At 32.8% G+C, this 26,551-nt stretch carries 20 protein-coding genes and 1 other annotated feature; of the genes, 16 read left to right on the plus strand and 4 right to left on the minus strand.

Annotated elements, in window-relative coordinates:
* Nucleotides 1–20 precede the first annotated feature (20 nt).
* From NQ558_RS07600 to NQ558_RS07615, 4 genes are all read right to left on the minus strand, one after another.
* Nucleotides 21–845 carry an InlB B-repeat-containing protein gene (locus tag NQ558_RS07600; RefSeq protein ID WP_005364084.1) on the minus strand — a complete coding sequence of 275 codons (825 nt, stop codon included), beginning with the start codon at nt 843–845 and terminating at the stop codon, nt 21–23.
* Between the two features lie 15 nt (nt 846–860).
* A complete protein-coding gene (locus NQ558_RS07605) occupies nt 861–1,664 on the minus strand; it encodes an InlB B-repeat-containing protein (protein ID WP_005364086.1) in 804 nt (267 codons plus the stop codon).
* An 82-nt stretch (nt 1,665–1,746) separates the two neighbouring features.
* Nucleotides 1,747–2,559 (minus strand): InlB B-repeat-containing protein, encoded by an 813-nt coding sequence (locus NQ558_RS07610; protein WP_259907379.1) that lies wholly within the window; start codon nt 2,557–2,559, stop codon nt 1,747–1,749.
* A 74-nt stretch (nt 2,560–2,633) separates the two neighbouring features.
* Complete coding sequence (locus NQ558_RS07615) at nt 2,634–3,437, minus strand: InlB B-repeat-containing protein (protein WP_215716540.1); 804 nt, start codon at nt 3,435–3,437, stop codon at nt 2,634–2,636.
* Nucleotides 3,438–3,559: 122 nt separating this feature from the next.
* On the opposite strand from NQ558_RS07615, the gene NQ558_RS07620 reads away from it, so the two are divergent.
* The 16 genes from NQ558_RS07620 to NQ558_RS07695 all read left to right on the plus strand — a co-directional run bounded on the left by NQ558_RS07620 (nt 3,560) and on the right by NQ558_RS07695 (nt 26,529).
* Nucleotides 3,560–4,699, plus strand: coding sequence for a hypothetical protein (locus NQ558_RS07620; protein ID WP_005363011.1), 1,140 nt, complete (start codon nt 3,560–3,562; stop codon nt 4,697–4,699).
* Nucleotides 4,700–4,713: 14 nt separating this feature from the next.
* On the plus strand, nt 4,714–6,636 hold the full coding sequence (locus NQ558_RS07625) for an Ig-like domain-containing protein (RefSeq protein WP_005363009.1): 1,923 nt from the start codon (nt 4,714–4,716) through the stop codon (nt 6,634–6,636).
* Between the two features lie 13 nt (nt 6,637–6,649).
* Nucleotides 6,650–7,747 carry a hypothetical protein gene (locus NQ558_RS07630; RefSeq protein WP_005363007.1) on the plus strand — a complete coding sequence of 366 codons (1,098 nt, stop codon included), beginning with the start codon at nt 6,650–6,652 and terminating at the stop codon, nt 7,745–7,747.
* A 104-nt stretch (nt 7,748–7,851) separates the two neighbouring features.
* Nucleotides 7,852–8,111 (plus strand) — a binding site (T-box leader).
* Nucleotides 8,112–8,485: 374 nt separating this feature from the next.
* Complete coding sequence (gene pheS / locus NQ558_RS07635; protein WP_005363006.1) at nt 8,486–9,505, plus strand: phenylalanine--tRNA ligase subunit alpha; 1,020 nt, start codon at nt 8,486–8,488, stop codon at nt 9,503–9,505.
* A gap of 22 nt (nt 9,506–9,527) precedes the next feature.
* On the plus strand, nt 9,528–11,945 hold the full coding sequence (pheT, locus tag NQ558_RS07640) for a phenylalanine--tRNA ligase subunit beta (protein WP_005363004.1): 2,418 nt from the start codon (nt 9,528–9,530) through the stop codon (nt 11,943–11,945).
* 76 nt (nt 11,946–12,021) lie between these two features.
* The gene (dtd, locus tag NQ558_RS07645; protein WP_005363002.1) at nt 12,022–12,474 is read left to right on the plus strand and encodes a D-aminoacyl-tRNA deacylase; all 453 of its coding nucleotides are present in this window, start codon (nt 12,022–12,024) and stop codon (nt 12,472–12,474) included.
* A 64-nt stretch (nt 12,475–12,538) separates the two neighbouring features.
* On the plus strand, nt 12,539–13,567 hold the full coding sequence (gene queA, locus NQ558_RS07650; RefSeq protein WP_040447137.1) for a tRNA preQ1(34) S-adenosylmethionine ribosyltransferase-isomerase QueA: 1,029 nt from the start codon (nt 12,539–12,541) through the stop codon (nt 13,565–13,567).
* Nucleotides 13,568–13,573: 6 nt separating this feature from the next.
* Nucleotides 13,574–14,866 carry a 3-phosphoshikimate 1-carboxyvinyltransferase gene (gene aroA / locus NQ558_RS07655; protein ID WP_005362999.1) on the plus strand — a complete coding sequence of 431 codons (1,293 nt, stop codon included), beginning with the start codon at nt 13,574–13,576 and terminating at the stop codon, nt 14,864–14,866.
* Nucleotides 14,867–15,021: 155 nt separating this feature from the next.
* Complete coding sequence (locus NQ558_RS07660) at nt 15,022–15,246, plus strand: phosphopantetheine-binding protein (protein ID WP_005362997.1); 225 nt, start codon at nt 15,022–15,024, stop codon at nt 15,244–15,246.
* Between the two features lie 234 nt (nt 15,247–15,480).
* Nucleotides 15,481–17,040, plus strand: coding sequence for a hypothetical protein (locus NQ558_RS07665; protein WP_040447094.1), 1,560 nt, complete (start codon nt 15,481–15,483; stop codon nt 17,038–17,040).
* A 4-nt stretch (nt 17,041–17,044) separates the two neighbouring features.
* Nucleotides 17,045–18,658, plus strand: coding sequence for an MBOAT family O-acyltransferase (locus NQ558_RS07670; protein WP_005362993.1), 1,614 nt, complete (start codon nt 17,045–17,047; stop codon nt 18,656–18,658).
* An 85-nt stretch (nt 18,659–18,743) separates the two neighbouring features.
* The gene (locus NQ558_RS07675) at nt 18,744–20,228 is read left to right on the plus strand and encodes a class I adenylate-forming enzyme family protein (RefSeq protein ID WP_005362992.1); all 1,485 of its coding nucleotides are present in this window, start codon (nt 18,744–18,746) and stop codon (nt 20,226–20,228) included.
* 60 nt (nt 20,229–20,288) lie between these two features.
* A complete protein-coding gene (locus tag NQ558_RS07680; protein ID WP_005362990.1) occupies nt 20,289–21,710 on the plus strand; it encodes an SLC13 family permease in 1,422 nt (473 codons plus the stop codon).
* Between the two features lie 55 nt (nt 21,711–21,765).
* The gene (locus NQ558_RS07685; RefSeq protein WP_005362988.1) at nt 21,766–23,367 is read left to right on the plus strand and encodes an Ig-like domain-containing protein; all 1,602 of its coding nucleotides are present in this window, start codon (nt 21,766–21,768) and stop codon (nt 23,365–23,367) included.
* 203 nt (nt 23,368–23,570) lie between these two features.
* The gene (locus tag NQ558_RS07690) at nt 23,571–24,269 is read left to right on the plus strand and encodes an ABC transporter ATP-binding protein (protein ID WP_005362987.1); all 699 of its coding nucleotides are present in this window, start codon (nt 23,571–23,573) and stop codon (nt 24,267–24,269) included.
* Nucleotides 24,270–24,279: 10 nt separating this feature from the next.
* The gene (locus NQ558_RS07695; RefSeq protein ID WP_005362986.1) at nt 24,280–26,529 is read left to right on the plus strand and encodes an ABC transporter permease; all 2,250 of its coding nucleotides are present in this window, start codon (nt 24,280–24,282) and stop codon (nt 26,527–26,529) included.
* The last annotated feature ends 22 nt before the right edge of the window (nt 26,530–26,551 follow it).

Genomic DNA, 26,551 nt, shown 5'->3' on the forward strand with positions numbered 1-26,551 from the left:
TTGCTGTTTTAATATATTATTTACCATACTTCCCAATCTGTTATACGTTGAAAATTAACAATGGTATCAGGAGTAAGTTGATTTTTATCATTCATTTTGATTGTCCACCAAATATCTTCATATTCTGCATCGTCATCATCATTATCAAACTTACAATAACATTTTCCACATATAAAATCTATTGTATGCTTTTTTGAATTGTAATTATATTGTTTTACACCAAGTTTTTTTAGAAAAACATTCATAGAAGTTGTTTTTTTGATATTAATTACATTTTTTAATTTACAATTAGCATATTGAATTGAATAAGAAAAAGGTTTATCTTTATCTTCATCAGAGGATTCCATTACTAAAAAGTTGAGAATATCTTCAGATGATGTTTTGCATTTTACGATGCCAGGAAAAACATGTTTTTTAATATTTTTCTTTAATACAGTCATAGAACCATAATATTTTTGAAATTCGTCTAAATTATCAAAACTTAATCCCATAGGAACAAAGTAATTAGTATTAATTTTGTATTTTTTAATCCAATGAGGATATAGTTTCTGTTTCTTGGTAATTATAGTAGAGGCTGAATATTTTTTTCCACCTTTTTTCTTGGTATACCAACCATCAAAAGTATATCCGTCACGTCTGATGGCGGGAGAATAACCACGCTTTTTATTTAATTTATTTTTGATAGTAATTTTATTTTTGCTACGGTTAGGTTTTGCTTTGAAGTGACCTTTACCCGCATAATATGTAATGTTAACCTTTGATGCTGCATTAGTCTGAAAGGTAGGGATAAAGGTTAGTGATAAAATAATTGTAAATATAATTGTTAAGTTAAGTAGTTTTTTCATTTTCAAATCTCCATTTTAATATTGTTCCCAATCATCGTTGGCTTCAAAAGAAACAACAGTGTTAGGAGTTACTTGATTTTTGCTGTTTAGAGTTAATTGCCAGACAATATCTGTTTCGTCGGTTTCGTCAGCATAGTGTGTAGAACCACAAACAAATTCTAAATACCTGTATGAAGAATCATAATTATAGTGTTTTATGGCTAATTTTTTTAAAAAGGTTTTTAGAATGGTTATTTTTGTTATATTTATTATATTTTTTAATTTACAATTCATATTAGCATAAAAGCAACGATAAGAAGAATTATTCACATCTAGAGAATTGCTGCGGCTACCAATATAAAAATAATCATTTTTAAAATTTGTTAAGGTGTAGTTATAATAATAAGAGCCTTTCTTTTTATTGACAACTTTTAAATCTCCCCAGTAAGGTTCATAGTCAGATAAACTATAACAAGTCATACCAACAGGAACAAAGTAATTAGTATTAATTTTGTATTTTTTAATCCAATGAGGATATAGCTTCTGTTTCTTTGTAATAATAGTGGAGGCTGAATATTTCTTGCCACCTTTTTTCTTGGAGTACCAGCCATCAAAAATATATCCTTCACGTCTGATGGCAGGAGCGTAGCCACGCTTTTTGTTTACTTTGTTTTTTATTGTGATTTTTCGCTTGCTACGATTGAGCTTTGCTTTGAAATAGCCATTGCTTGAATAATATGTAATGTTAACCTTTGAAGCTGCATTAGTTGGAATGGCAGGAATAAAGGATAGTGATAGTATAATTGTTGAAAGAATAGTTAGATTAATTATTTTTTTCATAAGTTATATTTCTCCTATAATGCAACAAATTAGATACAATAAATTGCATCTAATTTGTTTAAAGTATTAAGTTAAAAGATGACTACCATATTTGCCAGTCAGTTATAAGTTCAAATTTTACAACCGTACTAGGCATAATTTGATTTTTATTATTCATTTTTATTGTCCACCATACATCTTCGTATTCGGCATCGTCATCGTCATCGACATTAGAAATGCAATAACATTTTCCACATATGAAATCTAAAGTATGAGTTTTTGAATTATAATTGTACTGTTTTACACCTAGTTTTTTTAAAAACATACCCATAGAAGTTGTTTTTTTTATGTTAATAACGTTTTTTAGTTTGCATTTTGTATAATCAATAAAGTAAGCATCGGAATCTGATGTGGGCCAACTAGACATATAAATCAAATCTTTTTTGTGGGTTTTGCATATATAATTACCAGGATAAACATCTTCTTCAACATTTTTATTGATTAAAGTAAGTTTACCAAAGTATTTTTGAAAGCTTTCTATATCGGGTAAACCTAATCCCATAGGAACAAAATAATTAGTGTCAATTTTGTATTTTTTTATCCAATGTGGGTAAAGCTTAAGTTTTTTTGTGACAATGGTAGAAGCTGAATATTTTTTCCCACCTTTTTTCTTCGTATACCAACCGTTAAAAGCATATCCTTCACGTCTGATGGCTGGAGCGTAGCCACGCTTTTTATTTATTTTGTTTTTTATTGTGATTTTTCGCTTGCTACGATTGAGCTTTGCTTTGAAATAGCCATTACTTGAATAATATGTAATATTAACCTTTGTTGCTGCATTGGTTGGAATGGCAGGGATAAAGGTTAGTGATAATATAATTATTGAAAGCATAGTTAGATTAATTATTTTTTTCATACGTTATATTTCTCCTATAATGCGACAAATTAGATGCAATCTATTGCATCTAATTTGCTGTTTTAATATATTATTTACCATACTTCCCAATCTGTTATAAGTTGAAAATTAACAATGGTATCAGGAGTAAGTTGATTTTTATCATTCATTTTGATTGTCCACCAAATATCTTCATATTCTGCATCATCATTGTGGAAATTGCAATAACACTTTTTACATATAAAATCTATAGTGTGTGTTTTTGAATTGTAGTTATATTTCTTTACACCTAATTTTTTGAAAAATGTGCTCATAGAAGTTGGCTTTTTTATATTAATGACATTTTTTAATTTACAATTTAGGTAGTCAATTTGGTAGGAATCAGAATCGTATCCGTACCAGGATGATATATATATCAAATCTCCTTTTTCATTTTTGCAATTAAACTTACCAGGATAAACACGCTTTTTCACACTTTGGCTAGTGATTGTAAGTTTGCCATAATACTTCTGAAAATCGTCAACCCCAGTCAAACTTAATCCCATAGGAACAAAATAATTAGTATTAATTTTGTATTTTTTTATCCAATGTGGGTAAAGTTTTTGTCTTTTAGTTACAATTTTAGAAGATGTATATTTTACACCACCGCTTTTCTTTGAATACCAACCGATAAATGTGTAACCATTACGTCTTATAGCAGGAGCATAACCTCTTTTTTTATTAGTCATATTTTTTATGACAATTTTATGTTTGTTACGATTAGTTTTAGCTTTAAAATAACCTTTACCAGAATAGTAAGTAAGATTAACTCTGTTAGAAGCGTAAATACTTGAAACTGGAATAAAAGCAAGTGAAAGTATTACTGCAAATAAAGTTAAAATATTAATTGTTTTTTTCATGTTTAGACCTCCCTTTTAGAAAATTATAAAAAAAAGAAGGATATATGTCAAATTTGGTAGTAAAAAAAGTAAAAAGCATGTTATAATGCAACAGATGTTAAAAAGAGAAGGAGAAAAATAGAATGAAAAATGGGACAATTAAAAGAATGATTATTTTTATGGTACTTTGTATTATTATGTTAGCCAATGATAATAGTGTTGAGGCAAAGGAGAGAAAAGTAGAATCGATTAGAATTAAGGAAATAAAACAAGATATTGATGGAAGAGAGGTATACATAAAATGTGGTGTGGAAGATTGCCCAGCAAGTCATAATAAGAAATTTATTGATAAACCTTGTGCAGGTGGGTCAGATTTGAGGCAAATATATGCAAAAACAAAGAAGGGTAAGTGGAGAACATTAGAACAGTTAAATTTTAAAAATATGCAAGGCGGATGCATAAATGGTAATAAAATGATTATTGCATTTGTAGATAAGAATAGACATAAAAAGGGTGATTTGACAGCGTTTGTCGAAATCGATTTAGTGAAAAACAAAGTAATAAAGGTTACTATGGTACAGGGAGCCAAAGATTTGAATATAAAAGCTTTTGGTCATTCCAATGACTTTACGTATCTTAATGGAAAATATTATGGAAGTTGGTATCAAAAAAATGGAAAGAAAAATTATACAAGCAGAATAGGAAAAATAAATACAGAGTTATCAGGAAAAGGCACAAGTAGCGATTTTTCTGAAAATAATAAGGGAAAGGCAGCCTTTGGCATTACTTCGTACATAAAAGAAAATCAATTAGCATTGGGCATTCGCGAGGATGTAAAGGTGGGTAAAAGTTCTCATTTAGAAAGGTACGTTAGCACCTGCAGTGTGAAAAATACAAAAAAAGGAAAAGCTAAATATAAGCTAGATAAAAAATTGTTTAACATTAACAGAAATACTAAATATTCGGTTCCACAATGTATGGAACAATTTAATAAAAAATTTTACATTGTAAGGTTTAATAAAAAAATAAATAAAGATAATAATTGCATTGAAGTTATTAATAGTAATGGAAAGAAAGAAAAACAATATATAATAAAAAATCCAAAAAAAATATCAATATATGAAAAAGATGGGAAAAAGAGTACTATTGAATTTGAAAATACAAATTGGGAAATTGAAAGTTTATCACATTATAAAAAGAAGATTTTTTACTACACAATGTATAAACCGTCTAGTAAGAATATAGGCAAACAGGCTTATTTATACAAAGTTAATTTAAAATAACAGGGGAGGTTACAATGAAAAAGTTTACAGCAAATTTATTACTTATTTTATTAAGTATACTTATTGGATTTAGCGTACATAGCAGCGTGTATGCAGCAGATGATGCTAAAGTGGAAATTTGGAGTTATAGTTTAAATGAGAGAATAGAGCACAGGTCTATTGAGGTTGGAAAGAGTAATCCAAATTTCGGAATTATGTTTACGCCATCAGATATAGTGGCTAATAAGATTAAGTGGTCTATTGATGATACATCAATTGCAACAGTTACAGGAAATAATGATACGGCGACAGTTAATGCAGTAAAAGAGGGAATGACAACATTAAGATTGAATGTTTCAACAGAGTCTAATGGTAAATTATCACATTCATCAGTTATTTCTGTTTATACGGCAATAGACAATGTTTATGGTAAAGTTAATGGGAAAGCATGTACTTTTTATAGAGGAGCAACGAAAAATTCATGGATTAGGTCAGAAAAAGTAAAACAAGGACAGGAACTTACTATAATTGGTAGTTGTGGTAGCTTTTATTATGTTGAGTTACCGGATGATTACACATTTGATGATGGAAGAGATACTAGAAAAGCTTATGTTGAAAAATCAAAGGTATATGTTCCGGTTACTGATGTTAAGGCATGGAGAAATTCTAATGATGTAAAAGTGGGAGAAACAACTACTGTAACAAGTGTTGTTTATCCACAAATAGCTACAGTTAACAAAGCTACATACACCACTGACAATAGTTCAATTTCAACATGTGATGGAAATGGTAATGTTCAGGGAAAAGGTGAAGGTTATACAAGAATAAGTGCAACAGCGGAGAACAAAAAAGCAATTTGTGGTTTATCTGTTTATTCACAATGTAGTGACGTGTCAGGCAGCTTAAAGGAAGAAGCAGATTTTCTTATAGGAGCAGACTCGGGAGAAAATATAAGAAAGGCAAAAGTTCCTAAAAATCAAAAAGTTACAGTGATTGGCAGTTGTGGAAATTACTTTAGAATAAAGATGCCAACAGATTTTAATTTTGATGATGGTGACAATAGTAGAATAGCATATGTACTGAAATCAAAAGTTTATGTACCTGTTACTGAAATAAAAATTAACAAATCAGAATTAAACTTAGGTGAGAAAGATGTGGATCAGTTGAAAGCTGAGGTTATTCCTGCACAGGCTACAAATAAGACGATAGTTTGGTCTGTAGCTAAGAAGGGAGTAGTTGAAGTAGATCAAAATGGAAAGATTAAAGTAGTTGGCACAGGTAACACTACTGTTATTGCAAAGTCTCCGGAAGGACCATCAGCAGCATGCAAGATTACTGTATTTAAAGACCTTGATACAGCTAAGATGGGTGATTTTACACTTAGACTTGTAAAAACAACAGCAGGTTGTAATACATTAGAATATTCAAGATGCAAGGGCGCTACTCAGTGTGAGGTATATTCAGGAGTTAAGAGACCGGATGGTACATTTAAGTGGACCTTTTTGGAAGGGGAGTATGGACAGCTTTGTGAGGGAGGCGAGTTCGATGAGGAAGTAGACCTTGGTTCAACTCATTATTATAAAGTTGTAGCAACGAAAGAGTATGTAAGAGATTCATTTGATTTTGTTACTCTTGATGAAAAGACTAGCAATATAGTCAAAGTTACTAATGGTACGCTAACACTTTCAGGAAAACAGAAAAACAAGAAAAGAAATACCCTGTCATGGAACAAACTTAAGAGAGAAGATACAAAGAAGCAGGGGTACGTAATTTACAGAAAAACAAATAATGACAAAAAATACAAGAAATTAAAGGAAGTAACAAAAAATTCATACACTGATAAGAGTATTAAGAAAAAGAAAAAATATTCTTACAAAGTGAGAATGTTCTATGTTAACGAAGACGGCAAGAGAGAATATTCTCCATACAGCAATGGAATTACAATTAAGGTAAAATAGGGAGCGAAGGATTATGAAAAAAGCAAGTAAGATTATAGCAATTTTTATATTTGCGATGAGTGTTTTTGTAGGCGTTGGTACCGTTGGAGTTTTTGCAGATACAGCATCTCAGACCAACACGGTTAATGAACCGGTGAAATTCATTGCAAAACAAAAAGGAAAAAAGGTTGTTTTAAAGTGGAACAAGTCTAAGAATGTGAAAGGCTACATTATATATAAGAACGGAAAGAAGTTTAAAACATTAAAGAAAAACAAACTTACTGACAAAAAGGTAAAGAAGAACAAAGTGTATAGCTACAAAATAAAGGCTTATACTTTTGCTAATGGTAAGAAAGTATTTAGCAATTCAGGTCAGACTGTTTCAATAATTGTAACTGATAAAAAATCAAAAAAGGTAAACGCAGGAAGATTTAAATACATAAAGAATCAGTACACAATAAGTCTTAACGGAAAAGTTAAACTACAGGGCGAAGCATATCCGTCTAAGAAATTAAAAAAGAAAAAAGTACTGAGCAGAAAACTTACATGGAGTTCTTCAGACACAAGCCTTGCAACGGTAAATGCAAGAGGCGTTGTTAAAGCTAACAACAATATGAAGACCGGTACTGTAATAATATACGCAAAGGCTCACAATGGTTTAACAAAGAAAGTTAAAATTAATATTGAAAACTATGCATATCCGTCAAAGATTAAAAAAATGTACATGTTAAGCGATGATATTAAACCACTTGTAACAGAGCATATGGCTGAAATGACAAAAATAGTTTCCTATTTTGAATTTGAAAATAAAAATAACGAAACAACATTTGACATTGACGAAAAGGGAAATCTTTCAATGAGCAAAAAGATTGCCATAAGCAGCGAAATGGAAAAAACAATATTTAATCTTATTTCAAGCATGCCTATAACTGTAGAAGTGCATAAGGGATATGTGGCATTCAACAGAATAGACTTTACAGTTTACGACACTGGAATAATCAACTCAATTGCTTACGTATTCCAAGGCATGGAAAATGTTGATACAGGATATGAAAGAATAGAAATAGCACCTAACTGGTATTATCAGTATGGAGAATTTTCAAAGGGATACTTTGAAGAAGAACAGGAATAATTGACATATAATGAACTTGCAAATGCACAGAAAAGCAGAAAAAATGCTAATCTGTGCATTATTGTTTGACACTGTTTTTTTTGTGTGTTAGAATTGTCGTATTGTAAAAGGCGATGAGTGTGTAAGTAGATATATATTTTCCGTCAGAGAGAAAGACTCACAGGCTGGAAGGTCTTTCAGGTTCAGATATATATTGAAATTCCCACAGGAGCTGCATTCACCAACAGATTATAAGTATGAATAATACTAAAGAAGGAAACTAATCTAAGTAATGAATGACGTGTGTAGCGCGTTAAGCAGATAGAGTGTTCGTGATAATGATTACGGAAACTAGGGTGGTACCGCGGAGCAATCCGTCCCTATGGAACAGGTGCTTTTTTTTATTTTTAGTGTAGAAAAGTCTTAATCCACATATGCTTGCATAAATGTGGATTTAAGACCTTTCTACACGCTCCCATAATGAGCATAAAAGTGAAGCGAAAGCTTCACGATATGCGAATGATGGGAAAAGGATTGCGAGAGTGCGAAGCACGTAGCAATCCAAAAAATAAAATATGAAAAAGTGTGAGAGTTGTTTTTGCGTACTTCAATGAGCATAAAAGTGAAGCGAAAGCTTCACGATATGCGAATTGAAGTTAACGGATTGCGAGAGCACGCAGTGCGTAGCAATCCGTTAGGAAAACAAAAAATTGACTCACAAACCTGTTATTTTAAAATCTATAAAGAGAGGAATTTATCATGAAAGAAAAGTTACAGGCAATTAGGGAAGATGCCATTTCCAAAATTACAGCCTCAGACAATTTGGACAAACTTAACCAGATTAGAGTTGAAGTTTTGGGCAAAAAAGGTCAGTTAACAGAAGTTCTTAAGGGCATGAAAGATGTTGCTCCTGAAGACAGACCTAAAGTTGGTCAGTTAGTTAATGACACAAGAAAGATTATTGAAGAAAAAATGGAAGAAGTTAAGGCAGAACTTCAGGCTAAGGCTAGAGAAGCTAAGTTGAAAGCAGAAGTTATTGACGTTACTCTTCCGGCTAAGAAGAATAAAATCGGACATAAGCATCCTAATACATTAGCTCTTGAAGAATTAGAGAGAATTTTTACAGGTATGGGATACGAAGTTGTAGAAGGTCCTGAAGTAGAATATGACCATTATAACTTTGAAGCTTTAAATATTCCTGACAATCATCCTGCAAAAGATGAACAGGATACTTTCTATATAAATAAGAACATTGTACTTAGAACACAGACTTCTTCAGTACAGGCAAGAGTAATGGAAAAAACTCAGCCACCTATCAGAATTATTTCTCCGGGTAGAGTTTTCCGTTCAGACCAGGTAGATGCAACACATTCACCTTCATTCCATCAGGTTGAAGGTCTTGCAATCGACAAGAACATTAATTTCTCAGACTTAAAGGGAACATTGGCAGAATTTGCCAAGGAACTTTTTGGACCTGAAACAAAGACTAAATTCAGACCTCATCATTTCCCATTTACTGAGCCAAGTGCAGAAATGGACGTTTCATGCTTTAAGTGTGGTGGAAAAGGATGTAGATTCTGTAAGGGTGAAGGCTGGATTGAAATTCTTGGTTGTGGTATGGTTCATCCACACGTACTTGAAATGTGCGGTATTGATCCTAAGGAATATCAGGGATTTGCCTTCGGTGTAGGTCTTGAAAGAATTGCATTATTAAAATATGAAATAGATGATATGAGACTGTTATACGAAAACGATGATCGTTTCCTGAACCAGTTCTAGTTAGCAGGAAGGAGAAATAAAAATGAATACACCATTATCTTGGATTAAAGCATACGTTCCTGAACTTGAATGTACTGATCAGGAATACATGGATGCAATGACATTGTCAGGTACAAAATGTGAAGGCTTTGAAAGACTTGATGCAGACCTTGACAAAATCGTTGTTGGACAGATTGAAAAAATAGAAAAACACCCTGACGCAGATAAGCTTGTTATTTGTCAGGTTAATATTGGAACAGAAACAATTCAGATTGTTACAGGAGCACCTAATGTTAAGGAAGGACAGAAAGTACCTGTAGTACTTGACGGTGGTCGTGTTGCCGGAGGTCATGACGGTTCAAAGACAGAAGGCGGAATTAAGATTAAAAAAGGAAAACTTAGAGGAGTTCCTTCAGATGGAATGATGTGTTCTATTGAAGAACTCGGCTCAACAAGAGAATTTTATCCTGAAGCACCTGAATACGGAATTTATATTTTCGATGACAGCGTTCAGGTAGGAGCAGATGCAATTGAAGTTTTAGGACTTCACGATTCAGTTTTTGAATATGAGATCACATCTAACAGAGTAGACTGTTACAGTGTTATCGGTATTGCAAGAGAAGCAGCTGCAACATTTAAGAAGCCATTTAAGGCACCTGTTACAGGACCAGTTGGAACAGACGGAGATGTTAATGATTACATTTCAGTTGAAGTAAAGGATAACGACTTATGTAAGCGTTATTGTGCAAAGGTTGTTAAGAATGTTAAGATTGCACCATCACCTGAATGGATGCAGAGAAGACTTTCAGCCTGTGGTATCAGACCTATCAATAACTTAGTAGATATTACAAACTATGTTATGGAAGAATTTGGTCAGCCAATGCATGCTTATGATCTTGATACTATTGCAGACCATAAGATTGTAGTAAGAAGAGCAGAAGACGGTGAGAACTTCGTTACTCTTGACGGACAGGAAAGAGAATTAGACAGTGGAATGCTTATGATTTGCGATGGTGAAAAGCCTGTAGGTCTTGCCGGAATTATGGGTGGCGAAAACTCAATGATTACTGATGATGTTAAGGATATGCTTTTTGAAGCAGCTTGTTTTGACGGAACTAACATTCGTCTTTCATCTAAGAGAGTTGGTCTTAGAACAGACGCTTCAGGTAAGTTTGAAAAAGGACTTGATCCTAACAATGCAGAATCAGCTATTAACAGAGCATGTCAGTTAATCGAAGAATTAGGAGCAGGTGAAGTTGTTGCAGGTATGGTTGATGTTTATCCTGAAAAGAAGACAGAAACAACAATTAAGTTTGATCCTGACTATGTAAATAAATTAATCGGATTTAATTTAACAGAAGAGCAGATGGTAAGTTACTTCCCTGCTTTAGAGTTAAAATATGATCCTGAAACAAAACTTATTACAATCCCAACATTTAGACAGGATTTAGTTGGTATGTGTGATATTGCTGAAGAAGTTGCAAGATTCTATGGATATGATAACATTCCTACAACTCTTCCAAGTGGAGAAGCTACATCAGGAAAATTATCATACAAATTAAGAATTGATGAAATCGCAAGAAGGGTAGCTTTATACAGCGGATTTTCACAGGGAATGTCATATTCATTTGAAAGTCCAAAGGTTTATGATAAGTTATTACTTCCAAAAGATTCAAAATACAGACAGTCAATAGTTATTTCAAATCCTTTAGGAGAAGACTTTAGTGTTATGAGAACTACACCTTTAGGTGGAATGCTTACATCACTTGCTACTAACTATAATAGAAGAAACAAAGATGTAAGACTTTTTGAAATGGGTAATGTTTATCTTCCAAAGGAATTACCACTTAAGGAACTTCCTGATGAAAGAATGCAGCTAATATTAGGTTTCTATGGCGAAGGTGATTTCTTTACAATGAAGGGTGTTGTAGAAGAATTATTGGAACAGGTTGGAATGAAGAAGAGAGTTCATTATGATGCTAAGGCGGGAAAGACTTTCCTTCATCCGGGACGTCAGGCTAACATCGTTTATGATGGAACAGTTATCGGTTATTTAGGTGAAGTTCATCCAACAGTTTGCGAAAACTACAATATGAAGACTAGAGCATACATTGCAGTAATTGATATGCCATATGTATACGAAATGTCTTCATTTGATAAGAAGTACGAAGGAATTGCTAAGTTCCCTGCTGTATCAAGAGATATTTCAATGGTTGTACCTAAGGATATTCCTGTTGGTAAGATTGAAGAAGCTATTGAAAGCAAGGCAGGAAAGAACCTTGAAAGCTACAGCTTATTTGACATCTATGAAGGTGATCAGATTGAAGACGGCTTTAAGTCAGTAGCATATTCAATTGTATTTAGAGCTAAGGACAGAACATTGGAAGATAGTGATATTCAGTCAGCTATGAATAAGATTTTGAAAGAACTTGAATCAATGGGTATTGAATTAAGAGCATAAAAACATTAAACCACCCGCTTTGGAATAAATCTATGTTTCAAGGCGGGTGGTGTTTTGATGAAAAGAGAGGAAAGTTATGCGTTTTGTAATACAGAGAGTAAATGAAGCTTCCGTAAAGGTTGATAATAAAGAGATAGGTTCAATTAACAAGGGATTTCTTGTTTTAATTGGTGTGTCTAATGAAGACACTAAAGAGATTGCCGACAAGATGATTAAGAAAATGATTAATCTTAGAATATTTGATGATGCTGATGGAAAAACTAATCTTGCACTTAAGGATGTTAACGGAGAGTTGTTATTGGTATCCCAGTTTACTCTTTATGCTGATTGCAAAAAGGGTAACAGGCCATCATTTATTAATGCTGGAAAACCTGATATGGCAAATGAAATGTATGAATACATTATTTCAAAGTGCAAGGAAGAAATAGAGGTTGTTGAGCAGGGTGAGTTTGGAGCAGATATGAAAGTAAGTCTTTTAAATGACGGACCTTTCACTATTGTTCTTGACAGTTCTGAAATATGCAAATAATATAGATTACAGTGTAAAAAAAGTATTATACAGAAAAGAGATAAAAGTTATGTTAAAAAAAGAAATGAGTTTACATGATTATTATTATGATTTGCCTGAAGAATTAATAGCACAGGATCCTTTAGAGGACAGAAGCAGTTCAAGATTAATGGTTCTTGATAAGGACACAGGCGAAATAGAACATCATATATTTAAGGATATTATAGATTATTTGAATCCAAATGATTGTTTGGTAATTAATGATACAAAGGTTATTCCTGCAAGATTATATGGAAGCAAGGTTGGCACTGATGCAAAGATTGAAGTGTTGCTTCTAAAGAGAAAGGAAAACGATGTTTGGGAAACATTAGTTAAGCCGGGAAAGAAATGCAAGCCGGGTACTGTTATAAGTTTTGGTGACGGAATTTTAACGGGCGAGGTTATTGATGTTGTTGAAGAAGGCAACAGATTAATTAAGTTTACTTATGAAGGTATTTTTGAAGAAGTGTTGGATAAGCTTGGAGAAATGCCACTTCCACCATATATAACACATAAACTTGAAGACAAAAACAGATATCAGACAGTTTATGCAAAATACGAAGGTTCAGCGGCTGCACCAACAGCAGGTCTTCATTTTACAAAAGAGTTATTAGAAAAGATTAAAGAAAAAGGTATTAAAATAGCTCACGTTACATTACATGTTGGTCTTGGAACTTTCAGACCGGTTAAGGTTGAAAATATTCTTGAACACCATATGCATTCTGAATTTTATATGGTTGACGAGGAAGATGCAAATATGATTAATGAGTGCAGGGCTAATGGCGGCAGAGTTATTGCTGTTGGAACTACAAGCACAAGAACATTGGAAACTGTAACAGACGAAAATGGTATTGTACATTCTGGAAGTGGATGGACACAGATATTTATTTATCCTGGATATCAGTTTAAGGCTATTGATTGCCTTATTACTAATTTCCATTTGCCTGAATCAACATTATTAATGCTTGTTTCAGCGTTGGCCGGAAGAGAGAACGTTCTTAATGCATACAATAAGGCTGTAGAAGAAAAATACAGATTTTTTAGTTTTGGCGATGCAATGTTTATAAAGGAATAGCATCCTATGGAAAAATATACAGTAAAGAAATTAAACAAAAAAAATAATATAAATGTGTCAGTGCCGGGCTCTAAAAGTATCACTAACAGAGCTTTAATGCTGGCGGCTATGTCAGATGGCATATGCACACTTAACGGTGTATTGTTTAGCAGTGATTCAAGAGCTTTTCTTGACTGTCTTATTTCATTAGGTTTTAGTGTTCAGATAGATGAAGAAAGTGCTAATGTAGTGATTAAGGGTGAAAATGGAAGAATCCCTAACAGGAAGGCTACAATTAATGTTCAAAGTGCAGGAACAGCAGCAAGATTCATGACTGTTTTTCTTGCTGTGGCAGGTGGTGACTATACTCTTCAATCTTCAGAACAGATGAAGAAGCGTCCAATGAGTGAGCTTCTAGGTAGCCTGACAGCTAAGGGTGTAGAGATTAAGTGCTTAGAAGAAGAAGGACATTTTCCTTTTGAAATTCATTCTAAGGGAATTAAGTCAGGTAATATTAAAATCGACACGACTACCAGCAGTCAGTATGCCAGCGCATTGCTTATGGCATCTGTAATGAATGGCATGAATGTGGAACTTACGGGTTCAAGAGTGGACGGTGCCTATATTAAGATTACAACAAATATGCTTAAGCAGTTTGACATTGATTTTGATAGAGAAGGCAATACATATATAATAAAGAAGCAAAGCTATATTTGTAATGTATATAATGTTGAACCGGATATGTCTGCTGCATGTTATTTTTATGCTATGGCAGCTATTCTTGGTGTTAAATCTATTGTTAAGGGAATACATAAAGATTCAATGCAGGGGGATATTAAGTTTATTTATGCTCTTGAAAGAATCGGTTGTGTAATAACAGATAAGCCGGAAGGTCTTGAAGTGGATGGAATAAGTGCTGTAGGATATGAAGGCATTGATATAGATATGTCTGATTTTTCAGACCAGGCACTTACAATGGCTGTTGTGGCAGCTTTTGGAAAGACTGAGACAAGAATCAGAAATATTGGTCATATAAGAGGTCAGGAATCAGACCGTGTTCAGGTTATTGTTAACGAACTTAACAGAATGGGATGTGATGCTAAGATTGTAGAAGAAGGCGGTAGTACAGATGTAATTATAACGCCGGGCAAACTTCACGGAGCAGAAATTGAAACTTATGATGACCACCGTGTGGCAATGAGTTTTGCAGTGGCAGGTCTTGCAGTTGATGGAATTGTAATAAAGAATCCAATGTGCTGCAGAAAGACTTTTGAAAACTACTTTGATGTTCTGGAAACAATTGAAAAGGAAGACGAATAGATTTTAGTCAAATGGATTGTAATATAAAATAAATATTTGTTGCATATTTGCTATTTTTATAATAGAATGAAAAAAGTTATGAGTAGTAAGTAATTCATAATGAGTTAAATTATAAAATTAAAGAACGTGTAACAAACGAAAAAGGAGAATTACAAATGAAAGATAAGATTAAAGAAATTATTTTAAGTGTAAATCCCGGCATGGATGTTGAAGATGAGGATTTTAACATTGCAGAAGATATGGACTCAATGGATATTCTTGCATTAATGGAAGAATTAGAGGACGCTTTTGATATTGAAATTACAATGGAAGAAAAGAATGAAGAGAACTTTAGCAGCATTGATGCATTAGCAGAAATGATTGAAAGACTTCAGCAATAATATGACAAATATGATTATAGGGCTCTTAAGTTAACTTAGGGGCCTAATTTTTTGCCAAAGAAAGTAGAAAAAGAGAAACAAAAGTTTCATTTTGTAAAAAACATAAAATCTTTGTGAAACTTTTTGGTTATCACAATTATATAAAAATTATTATATATTATATTTTTGTTTTTGAGTGTAAAGGGGACTAATGTGTGTGAAAAAACAATAAAAGATTAAGCAGTGGAGTTTATTATGAAATTAAAATTAGTTCGTATTACAAAAATCATATGTTTTTGCATGGTGGCAGTTTTAATGGTTGGAGGGTTAACAGACCTTTTAAAGCCTAAGTGGTTAGAAAACAGATGGGTATCGGCGAAAACAAACAAAAGTTTTTATGAATTGCAGGATAACAGCGCAGAGGTTGTCTTTTTTGGAGCAAGTATTATTTCAGCAGCAATGGATCCGTTCCAGCTATATGAGGAGCAGGGAATTTCTTCATATAATCTAGGTGTTATGTCTCAGCCAATGATTGGAACTTATTATTGGTTTAAGGAAGCACTAAAAACTCAGAATATGAAATTAGCAGTAATAGAGATTAAGTCTGCCGGACGTTCTTCTGAAAAAGCAGAAGAAAAGGCAAGAAAGTCTTATGATTATATGAAATGGGGTAAGAACAAGATTCAATATGCCTTGGATTACAAGGACTTCCATAAGGAAGCTGATGGCACAGACGAAGAAGTTGATTTGTGGTCATATCTTTTCCCATTATCTTTGTATCACACAAGATGGTCTGAACTGTCTTATGATGACTATGATTTCTTCTTAGGAAAAAACAATAGTAATACTAAGGGATTTTCAGTACTTTCAACACAGTTTAAAAATTCAACAAGTTTTGACGCTGAAAAAGAAGCAAAAGGAAAGTATGATGGATTTGAAGTTAAGTCTAATGATAAGGAAACACCAAATCCTATTAATGAAGAATATGCTCTTAAGCTTATTAAGGAAGCAAAACAACAGGGTGTGGAATTATTATTTGTAAGAACACCTGACACAACATGGCATGAAGACCAACACAATTATATACAGGAACTTGCCGACAAGAATAATATTAAATTTCTTGATTTGAATTTGAAATCAAATATGGACAAGATGCAGTTTGATTATTCAGAGGATGCGGCAGATACGGTTCACGTAAATATTTTAGGGGCAAAGAAGATTACTAAGTTCGTAGGTCAGTATATTGCTGATAATTACAAACTTACAGATTATAGAAAAACAGATAATAGTATAAAGAAGGATTTTGAGTCACAGAAATCAAACTATCAGGCCGCTTTAAATGAAGGAAAGTTAAGTCTTATAACTAACTTTGATGAATACCTTAAGGCTATTAATACTGATGAATATTCAGTAATTATTACTTCTGGTTCAAATGTTAGGAATATTACATTTACTGACAGTCAGAAGAAGACTTTGATTAGTATGGGAGCTGATGAAGCGTTATTTACAGACAGTACTTATGGAAATAATGTTATTTGTGTTCTTGATGGAGATAACTCTAAGAATAAAGTAAAGAAACAGCTTGAAGATAACTCAAAAGTTACAACCCTTGGAGGAACACTTACCTGTGGTACTGATTATGATATAACAGCTAATTCCAAAGGTGGAACAATGAGATTAAACAATAGTAAATACACAGGATTAATTTCATGGGGAATGAACATTATTGTTTATGACAAGAAACTAAAAGAGGTTGCAGATACAGCATTTCTTCATTTTGAAAACAATGCAACTGTAATGCACAGAGGAGAGTAGTAAGATGGGTTTTAACACATTATCATTTATCCCTTTTCTATTAATTGTTATACTATTATATTTTACAATATTTAGAAAATGTCAGTGGGTATTTTTACTTTTGGCAAGTATAGCATTTTATTTATTTGCCGGACCAAAATACATAATATTTATTTTTATTTCATCACTTAGCACATATACATTGGCAAGAAAGATTCAGAAGTTACACGACGATGAAAGCAGAATTACAAAGACAAGAGAGTTTTCTTCAAAGGAAGCTAAGAAGGCTTTTAAGAAAAGATTTACTAAGAGAAGAAAAAGAATTTTACTTCTTGACTTTGCAATAAATCTTGGAATTTTATGTGTAATTAAATATACTGATTTTATTTTGTCAGGAGTTTCTTCAGTTCTTGGAAAATTTGGACTTGACTGGAGTAAGGAGTTTAATTTTGTATTACCTTTAGGAATATCTTTCTATACATTTATGGTAGTTGGATATATTCTTGATATTTATTGGAAAAGATATAGAGCAGAGACTAATTATTTGAAACTGGCATTGTTTACAATGTATTTTCCACATATAGTACAGGGACCTATTGGTCGTTATAATAAGTTGGCACCACAGTTTTTTGCAGATCATCCATTTGATTATGACAGAGTAACTAAGGGATTCCAGTTAATTCTCTGGGGTTACTTTGAAAAAATGGTTATTTCTGACAGATTGCAGACTTTTACTAATGGTGCTCTTGCAAAATGGGACCAGATTACAGGTTTCCCACTTATTCTTGCAATATCATTGTTCTCAATTCAGATGTATTTGGATTGGATGGGATGTATGGATATTGCTCATGGCGTATCGGAAATATTTGGCATTAATTTGGACAAGAACTTCTGGCATCCGTTCTTCTCAAAGAATATGCCGGAATTCTGGAGAAGATGGCATATTTCACTTGGTGCATGGTTTAAGGATTATTTATTATATCCTGTATCAATGTCAGCATTGTGTAAGAAGATTAATAAATTCACAAGAAAGAAATGGGGCAATCAGGTTTCACGTTCACTTTCAGTTGTAATCCCTGCATCATGTGTATGGATTGTTACAGGTGTTTGGCACGGAGCGGCAAGTTGTTTTGTACTTTGGGGCATTTACCACGGTATTTTAATCGTATCAAGTGGATTGTTTGAAATTCCAATTCAAAAATTATGCAAGTTCTTGCATATGGATACAGAATGTTTCAGCTTTAATCTTTTCAGAATGGCAAGAACATTTATGTTATCAACTATTGGACGTATATTCTTTGCAGTTTCTGCAGGATTTACAACATTCTTTGAATTTTTAAAGAGAATGTTTAATTTCAGACAGTTTGGACTTCATACTCTTTTGGATGAAAGCTTGTATTCTTATGGACTTGACCAGCATAATTTCACATTGGCAATGCTTTTAGTTGCATTAGTTTGGGGTGTAAGTATGTTGCAGGAAAAATTTAACAAGGACGGAATGACAATAAGAGATGTTATTGCAAAACAGAATATTTTATTCAGATGGTTATTGTACTTAGCTCTTATTGCAGGTATTCTTGTATTTGGAATGTACGGTTCAGGATATAATGCAGGTGCATTTTTCTATGGTAAGTTCTAAGGTATGTAGAGTTTTGAAATACAATTGTTGTAATGAATAGTTTTGTGATATAGAACTTTGAAATACATGGTTTTAGGAGGTTGTAATGAGTTACAGTTCAATTTTGGAAGCTATAAAGAGTGCTTCAGAAATAACTCCTGACAAAATATGCTTAGGAGACAAAAAAAATAAAGTTACATATAAACAGTTTTGGAAAATGATTAACAAAGGGGCTTCATTTTTGGAAGAAAATGGAGTGAAAAAAGGAGACGTTGTTGTTTTAAAGGGAGCCCAGAAGGTTGAGTATCTTTTTGCAATGTTTTCAATTCAGCTTTTAGGTGCAGTTGCATGCCCACTTGAAAAAGCAGTTAAGGAAGACAGGATTCTTGAAATTATGGATTTTGTTGAAACAGATTATTTCCTTGATAAGAAGAAATTAAAGAATGAAAACAAGAAATCAATTAGCTTAAAAGATATGTTTAATGAAGCAATTGATTTTGATAGCTATGAGGTTGAATATAAGTTTGATTTGCCTAAGGAAGATGATTTGTCAGAGATTCTTTTTACAACAGGAACAACAGGTAAGTCAAAGGGAATTAAGATTGTTTATAGAAATAATGTTGCCATAGCACAGAATGTTAGCGAAGCAATTGGCATAACAAATGATGATGTGGAAATGGTTACAGCACCAATGAATCATTCTATGGCACTTAGAAGAACTTATACAGTTTTCTACAAAGGTGGAACTGTAGTTTTAACAGACGGAGTTAAGTTTATTGAAGATTTCTTTAAACTTCTTGATATGTATAATGTTACAGGTCTTACATTTGCACCTGCTATACTTGAACAGTTACTTAAGTTCGCAAAGGACAGATTTGGAACATATAGTGACAGACTTAGATATATTCAGTTAGGTTCAGCACCGTTAAGTGAAAAAGCTAAGGAAACTTTAAAAGAGATGTTCCCTAATACTAAGTTGTTTAATATCTATGGTGCAACAGAATCAGGATGTACAGTAAGTCTTGAGTTTAGTAAGTATGGAGATAAGAAGGGCAGTATTGGTAAGCCTAATGTTAATGCTGAAATTATTTTCGTTGACGATAATAGAAATATTGTTAAGGCTTCAGCACAGAATCCGGGCAATCTTGCTTTTAAGGGAGCAATGAATATGCCGGGATATTTGAAAGAGCCTGAGATTACAAAAGAAGTAATGGATGATGAAGGAACTCTTTACACTAACGATTTAGGTTATATGGGTGAAGACGGATTTGTTTATTTGCTTGGAAGAAAAGGCGATGTAATTAATATGGGGGGAATTAAGATTGCACCATCTGAAATAGAAGAAGTTGTAGCACAGAATGAAATGATTAAGGAATGTGCATGTATTCCAATTCCTGATGAAATTACAGGGGAAGCACCTAAGCTTTTCATTGTAATTAATGAAGGTTTTGAATATGACGAAAAATCTTTACATAGATTTATGCTTGAAAAGCTTGAAGCTATCAGAGTTCCAAAGGTAGTACAGGTTATTGATGCATTACCAAGAACTTTTAATGGAAAAGTTATCAAGCGTATGCTTAAGGAAATGTAGAGGATAGAAAACAGAGATTAAATAAAAGACGTAAATGTATACTTAAAAAAGGAGAAAAATATGTCAAAAACAAAACAGCGAATTTATTTAATAATAGGACCAGTCATATTTGTATTATGTTGTCTTGCAATACCTAAAAGTGCTTTTCCGGTGTTAGCGGAAAGAGCGGCAATAGGTACTGTTGCATGGATGGCATTTTGGTGGGTAACAGCACCTATAGATTATGCAGTAACAGCATTTCTTCCAATAGCGATTAATGCTTTAGTGACAATGTGTGACATGTCTGCAGTAATATCAAATTATGCTTCAGAAACTATCTTGTTATTATTAGGAGCATCAATTCTTACTGTTTCATGGGAAGAAACAGGACTTGATAAGAGAATAGCAGCATCTTTACTGGGATTAATCGGTGATAATTTAAGAATTCAGTTAATATTCTGGTTTATGCTTTCAACTTTATTGTCGGCAATTTTGCCTAACGCAGTTGTATGTGCAACAATTACACCAATTGCAGTGTCAATGTTAAAATATATCGGTGAAGGAGATATTGCAAATAGCCGTATAGGTTCAAAGTTATTGTTATATATTGCATATGGTGCAGGTCTTGGAGGACTTACATCACCACTTGGCGGTGCAATGAATCTTGTGACAGTTGATTATTTACAACAGTTAACAGGTAAGGAATATATGTATGCATCATGGGTTGTAAGATTCCTTCCTATTATGATTGTTCTTTTATTAATAAATATTATATTTATGATAAGAGATGTTAAAAAAGGAGAAAGCCTTGGTGGTTCAAGAGAGTATTTTAAGAAAGAGTACAAGAAGTTTCCACCAACAACTATAGAGGAAAAAATCTCTTTGGCTTTATTTATAATTGCTACAGTATTGGCATTTACAAGACAGTTCTATCAGAATTTATTGCCGGGACTTAAGCCTGCATATGTATTTATTATATGTGCAATTTTATCATTTTTAATAACACGTTCTGATGGAGAAAGGCTTATGCTTTGGAAGTCAGTTCAGACAAAAATTATTTGGGAAATGATTTATATCTTCGCAGGGGGTCTTGCAGTTGGTACATTAATTAATGAATCAGGGGCAGCAGAAAGAATTGGTGAATTAGTATCAGGCATGGGACTTACAGGTGGTCTTACAACAGTATTTGTTATTGTTACAGTTACATTATTAATGTCAGACGTAACATCTAATACTGCAACAGCGGCAGTTGCAATTCCTATTGTAATCTCAATTGTAAAAGGTATGGGACTGAATCCTATTCCATATGTATATGTTGCATCAGTTGGTGTAAACTTATCATATATGCTTCCAACATCTATTAGAGCAATTCCTGTTGGATACGGATTACAGCCTAAGTATATGCTTAAGGAAGGTTGGAAGATGACAGTATTTATTATTGTATCAATGACAATCGTATGTACATTATTACTTAAATTCTGGCCTGCATTTAGTACAGTTTAAAAGAAAAATAGTGAAACTAAGGGGATGAAAAACAGTTGAGAGGAGTTATGTAAAGATGAAGAATAAGTATGGATTTTGTAAAGGATTGGCAGCTTTAGTACTTTTGATGTTATGTGCTTTAACAATAAAAGACAATGCATATGCACAGACAGCAAAGACATACAAGATACTATTTATTGGAAACAGTCATACATATTATAACGATATGCCAAATATTTTTAAGGGAATAGCCAAGGCAGATGGCATTGATTGTGAGGTGTCATCAATTACTTCTGCAGGATACAAACTTAGTCAGTTTGCAGACACAACAGACACATATGGAGCACTGGTATACGAAGCTCTTACAAAGAATACATGGGATTATGTTGTTGTACAGGAGAACCGTGCTGTTTTAGTTGAAAAAGAGTATAAAACAGAGTCAGCAGTAAATACTCTTCATTCTTTAATTAAAAAAGCAGGTGCAAAGATGATTATTTATGCTACACAGCCTAATAATATCGGCAGTACTTTTAGTGTTAATTCAACATCTTTTTATTTAACTGATTTGCAGATTGAACAGATTCTTACAAGAAATAACTTTAAAATAGCTAATAACTATGAAGGTCTTGTTGCTGCATCAGGAACAAACTTTATGAGAGTAATGGCTGATTATCCTGACATAACTTTGTATCGTACAGATAATCTTCATCCTACAGTTGCAGGAAGTTATTTGGCAGCCTGCACAATTTACTATAGAATGTTTAACAAGAGTCCTTATGGAAATAAGTTTTTGCCGGGAAGCGAATATGACACTGACAAGTTAATATCAAAGTTAGCAATGGATGATGCTTTAATTTTGCAGCAGATTGCTGATGGCAGATTATTAATTAACACTCATTATACAACCATTAATAAAGGTCAAAGTTCAAAGCTTACAGCAACATTTACAGCTAATGCTAAGAATGAAACATTGACAGATTATAAGAATAACATTATATGGGATAGCACTGATTTAGCAGGCGTATCCATTAATAAGTTGACAGGTGAATTTACAGCTCTTAAAACAGGAAAATATCAGGTTATGGCAACTACAGATAGTGGTCTTATCTGTTATTCAACAATTGATGTAAAGCAGCCTGCCACATCTTTAACTATTAAAGAAGACAAAATCCTTAAAGTAGTAAAAGGTTATAGTGGTCACTATACTACAGAAATGGGACCTAGTGATACAACAGATAAGATAACATGGAAAAGTGACTTGCCAAGCGTTGTAAGCGTAAACAGCAATGGGAACATTACCGCAAAAAAAGTAGGAATTGCAAAAATTACAGCAACAACAACCAGTGGCATTAAAGTTGTTCATTATGTTCGTGTAAAATTAAAAACACCTACAGGTGTTAAGCTTACAAAGAAATCTAAGAAGATTACAAAGAAGAAAAAATCCTATAGTGTTACAGTTAAATGGACTAAAAATACAAATGCTGTTAAGTATTATGTATATAGAAGACTTTCAACTAGGAGCTCATATACAAGAATTGCAACAACTACTAAACCTAAGTACATAGACACAAAGGTTAAGAAGAATAAAAAGTATTATTACAAGATTAAAGCAATCTATTCAAATACAAAACTTAACAGTGATAAGACACCGGCATATGCCATTGAAATAGGAAAATAAAAGATTGTGAATATCCCACAATTCTAAGTGTAAATAGCACAAAGAATTGTGGGATATTTTTTTTGACAAAAAATAATAACGGTGCTATATTTTATGTAGTTAGTAAATACTAACACGAATAAGACATATATAATTTCTAAAAGGGCAATCTAATTTGCAAAAGATATATCTAAAAAACATATTTAATTTGAAGGGAGAAGAATATGTATCTGGAACTAAAGGATATTAAAAAGTCATTTGGAACAGGGGAGAACATAACTCAGGTTTTAAAGGGGATTAGTTGTGGTATAGAAAAAGGGAAGATATGTGTGTTACTTGGACCATCAGGTTCAGGTAAATCAACACTTCTTAATATCATAGGTGGAATTGAAAAGGCAGACGGGGGAAGTATTTCAATTGATGGCGAGCTAATGGAGTCAATGAATGAAAAGAAACTTTCTCTTTATAGAAGAAAGCATTTGGGATATGTATTTCAGTCTTACAACTTGATTCCAAATCTTACAGTTAGGGAAAATATTGAAGTTGGAGCTTATTTAAGCAGTAATCCATTACCTATTGATGATATGATTAAAACTTTAGGTTTATGGGAACACCAGAATAAGACTCCAAATCAGTTATCAGGTGGACAGCAGCAGAGAACTGCCATTGGTCGTGCGATTATAAAGAATCCGGGCATTCTTCTCTGTGATGAACCAACAGGAGCCCTTGATTACAACACTTCAAAAGAGATATTAAAGTTAATTGAAGATGTAAATAAGAAATATGGAAACACTGTAATTCTTGTTACGCATAATGATGCCATAAAGAATATGGCTGATTATGTAATTAAGTTAAAAGACGGTCAGATTAGAAAGACAGACATTAATGAAAATAAAATACCTGCAATGGAATTAGAATGGTAAGGAGGCAGACATGAAAAATCCTCTTAATAAAAGATATTTCAGAGAATTAAAAAATGATTTTGGCAAGTATATAGCACTGTGCCTCTTTCTTATAGTTACCATTGGATTTTGTTCAGGATTTTTAGTTGCCGATGGAAGTATAAAGGGCGCATATGATGAAAGCTTCGAGAAGTACAATATAGAAGACGGTCATTTTATTCTTGCAAAAGAAGCAGACAGCAGCCTTATAGATAAGCTTGAAAAAGAAAATCTTTCAATAGGTCAGTTGTTCTATAAGGATGTGGACAGAAAGAATAATCACACAATCAGATTATACAAGAATCGTACTAAGGTTAATAAAGCATGTTTAATGGATGGCAATATGCCAAAGGCAGATGATGAAATTGCAATTGACAGACTTTATGGAGAAAATAATAATATTGTAATTGGCGATAAAATCGATATAGGTAATAAAGACTACAAAGTTACTGCCTATATTGCATTATCAGATTACAGTGCATTATTTAAAAACAATACTGATATGATGTTTGATGCAAATAAGTTCTCAGTTGCTATTGTAACAGACAAGGCTTTTGATGATGTAGAAACAGAGGCGAAGTATTGTTATACATGGAATTATACTAGTGATTCAGAAAAGAATATGTCAGACAAGCAACTTACAAAAAAATCTGAAAAGATTCAGGATATTCTTACAGAATCAGGTCTTTTGACAGATTATGTTTTACAAAGAGATAATCAGGCAATTAATTTTACAGGTGAAGATATGGGTGGCGATATGGTAATGGTTATGGTATTACTTTATATCGTTATGGCAATTATAGCTTTTGTATTTGGTATAACAACAAGAAATACAATTGAACAGGAAGCAGGAGCAATCGGAACACTTAGAGCTTCAGGTTACACAAAACAGGAAATGGTAAGACATTACTTCGTATTGCCGGCACTTATTACTTTTATTGCGGCAGTAATCGGTAACATCCTTGGCTATACAGTAATGAAATTTTATGTTGCTTCAATGTATTACGGAAGTTATTCACTTCCAACTTATGTAACAAAATGGAACGCAGACGCTTTCATTCTTACAACTGTAATACCTTGCATAATTGTATTTGTTGTAACATTAATTGTACTTAATGTTTCACTTAGAATTTCACCGTTACAGTTTTTACGTCACGACTTAAAGAAAAACAAGAAGAGCAAAGTAGTAAAACTTCCAAACTTTAAGTTCAAAACAAGATTTAGATTAAGAATAATTTTTCAAAATACATCAACGTATATAACATTATTCTTAGGAATATTGTTTGCCAGCGTCCTTCTTATGTTTGGTATGATGATGTCACCTTTACTTACAAACTTTAAGGATAGAGTATTGGATTCAAAAATTGCAAACTACCAATATATTTTGAAAGCACCAATTGAAGTAGATGACAAAGATACTGAAAAGTATGCAGTATCAGCACTTAATACAACAGACAGCGAAGAAGAAATAACAATATATGGTGTTAACGAAGATTCTAAATATATTAACACTAAGAACATTCCTGACACAAGGAATCAGGTACTTGTATCTAAAGGATATATGGAGAAGTATGGTTTAAAAGAAAACCAGACAATAGAGCTTAAAGAAAAATTTGGCAGTAAAAAATACAAATTTACAATAAAAGGAACTTACGTTTATCCGGCATCATTATGTATCTTTATGACAAGAGAGAACTTTAACAAAGTATTCGATAAGGATAAAGATTATTTCTGTGGATATTTTTCAAATAAGAAGCTGGATATAGATGATATGTATGTGGCATCAATTATTACTGAAAAAGACTTAACAGTTATGTCAGACCAGTTAGAAGACTCAATGGGGCAGGCATTTTATTTGTTCTGGGGATTTGCCACATTAATCTATATCATAGTAATCTACATCCTTGCAAAGATGATTATAGAAAAGAACAAACAGTCAATTTCAATGATAAAAATTCTTGGATACACAGACAAAGAAGTAAGCTCACTTTACAACATTGCCACAGCAATAATAGTTATTGCATCAATGATTATATGCGTGCCAATGTCAGCATATATAATTAAATATATATATTATGTAATGATGAAAGATTTTAATGGATGGCTTGATTACTATATTGCACCATGGATATATCCGGGTATGGTATTAATAGGCGTTGTATGTTACTTTGTGGTTCATATAATTCAGATGAAGAAAATCAAGAAAATACCAATGGAACAGGCACTAAAGAATGTGGAATAGAAAGGAAGCAAATGCCCCCTCA

Origin of the sequence: Eubacterium ventriosum, assembly GCF_025150745.1 — a bacterium.
GTDB lineage: Bacteria > Bacillota > Clostridia > Lachnospirales > Lachnospiraceae > Eubacterium_G > Eubacterium_G ventriosum.

Excerpts from the sequence above, each read along its gene's own strand:
- NQ558_RS07690 (WP_005362987.1), top strand. The coding sequence starts at position 23,571 with ATGTATCTGGAACTAAAGGATATTAAAAAGTCATTTGGAACAGGGGAG.
- pheS (WP_005363006.1), top strand. The coding sequence starts at position 8,486 with ATGAAAGAAAAGTTACAGGCAATTAGGGAAGATGCCATTTCCAAAATT.
- NQ558_RS07600 (WP_005364084.1), bottom strand. The coding sequence starts at position 845 with ATGAAAAAACTACTTAACTTAACAATTATATTTACAATTATTTTATCA.
- NQ558_RS07695 (WP_005362986.1), top strand. The coding sequence starts at position 24,280 with ATGAAAAATCCTCTTAATAAAAGATATTTCAGAGAATTAAAAAATGAT.
- NQ558_RS07605 (WP_005364086.1), bottom strand. The coding sequence starts at position 1,664 with ATGAAAAAAATAATTAATCTAACTATTCTTTCAACAATTATACTATCA.
- NQ558_RS07680 (WP_005362990.1), top strand. The coding sequence starts at position 20,289 with ATGTCAAAAACAAAACAGCGAATTTATTTAATAATAGGACCAGTCATA.
- NQ558_RS07660 (WP_005362997.1), top strand. The coding sequence starts at position 15,022 with ATGAAAGATAAGATTAAAGAAATTATTTTAAGTGTAAATCCCGGCATG.
- NQ558_RS07610 (WP_259907379.1), bottom strand. The coding sequence starts at position 2,559 with ATGAAAAAAATAATTAATCTAACTATGCTTTCAATAATTATATTATCA.
- NQ558_RS07665 (WP_040447094.1), top strand. The coding sequence starts at position 15,481 with ATGAAATTAAAATTAGTTCGTATTACAAAAATCATATGTTTTTGCATG.
- NQ558_RS07630 (WP_005363007.1), top strand. The coding sequence starts at position 6,650 with ATGAAAAAAGCAAGTAAGATTATAGCAATTTTTATATTTGCGATGAGT.
- pheT (WP_005363004.1), top strand. The coding sequence starts at position 9,528 with ATGAATACACCATTATCTTGGATTAAAGCATACGTTCCTGAACTTGAA.
- queA (WP_040447137.1), top strand. The coding sequence starts at position 12,539 with ATGAGTTTACATGATTATTATTATGATTTGCCTGAAGAATTAATAGCA.
- NQ558_RS07670 (WP_005362993.1), top strand. The coding sequence starts at position 17,045 with ATGGGTTTTAACACATTATCATTTATCCCTTTTCTATTAATTGTTATA.
- aroA (WP_005362999.1), top strand. The coding sequence starts at position 13,574 with ATGGAAAAATATACAGTAAAGAAATTAAACAAAAAAAATAATATAAAT.
- NQ558_RS07615 (WP_215716540.1), bottom strand. The coding sequence starts at position 3,437 with ATGAAAAAAACAATTAATATTTTAACTTTATTTGCAGTAATACTTTCA.
- NQ558_RS07675 (WP_005362992.1), top strand. The coding sequence starts at position 18,744 with ATGAGTTACAGTTCAATTTTGGAAGCTATAAAGAGTGCTTCAGAAATA.
- NQ558_RS07620 (WP_005363011.1), top strand. The coding sequence starts at position 3,560 with ATGAAAAATGGGACAATTAAAAGAATGATTATTTTTATGGTACTTTGT.
- NQ558_RS07625 (WP_005363009.1), top strand. The coding sequence starts at position 4,714 with ATGAAAAAGTTTACAGCAAATTTATTACTTATTTTATTAAGTATACTT.
- NQ558_RS07685 (WP_005362988.1), top strand. The coding sequence starts at position 21,766 with ATGAAGAATAAGTATGGATTTTGTAAAGGATTGGCAGCTTTAGTACTT.
- dtd (WP_005363002.1), top strand. The coding sequence starts at position 12,022 with ATGCGTTTTGTAATACAGAGAGTAAATGAAGCTTCCGTAAAGGTTGAT.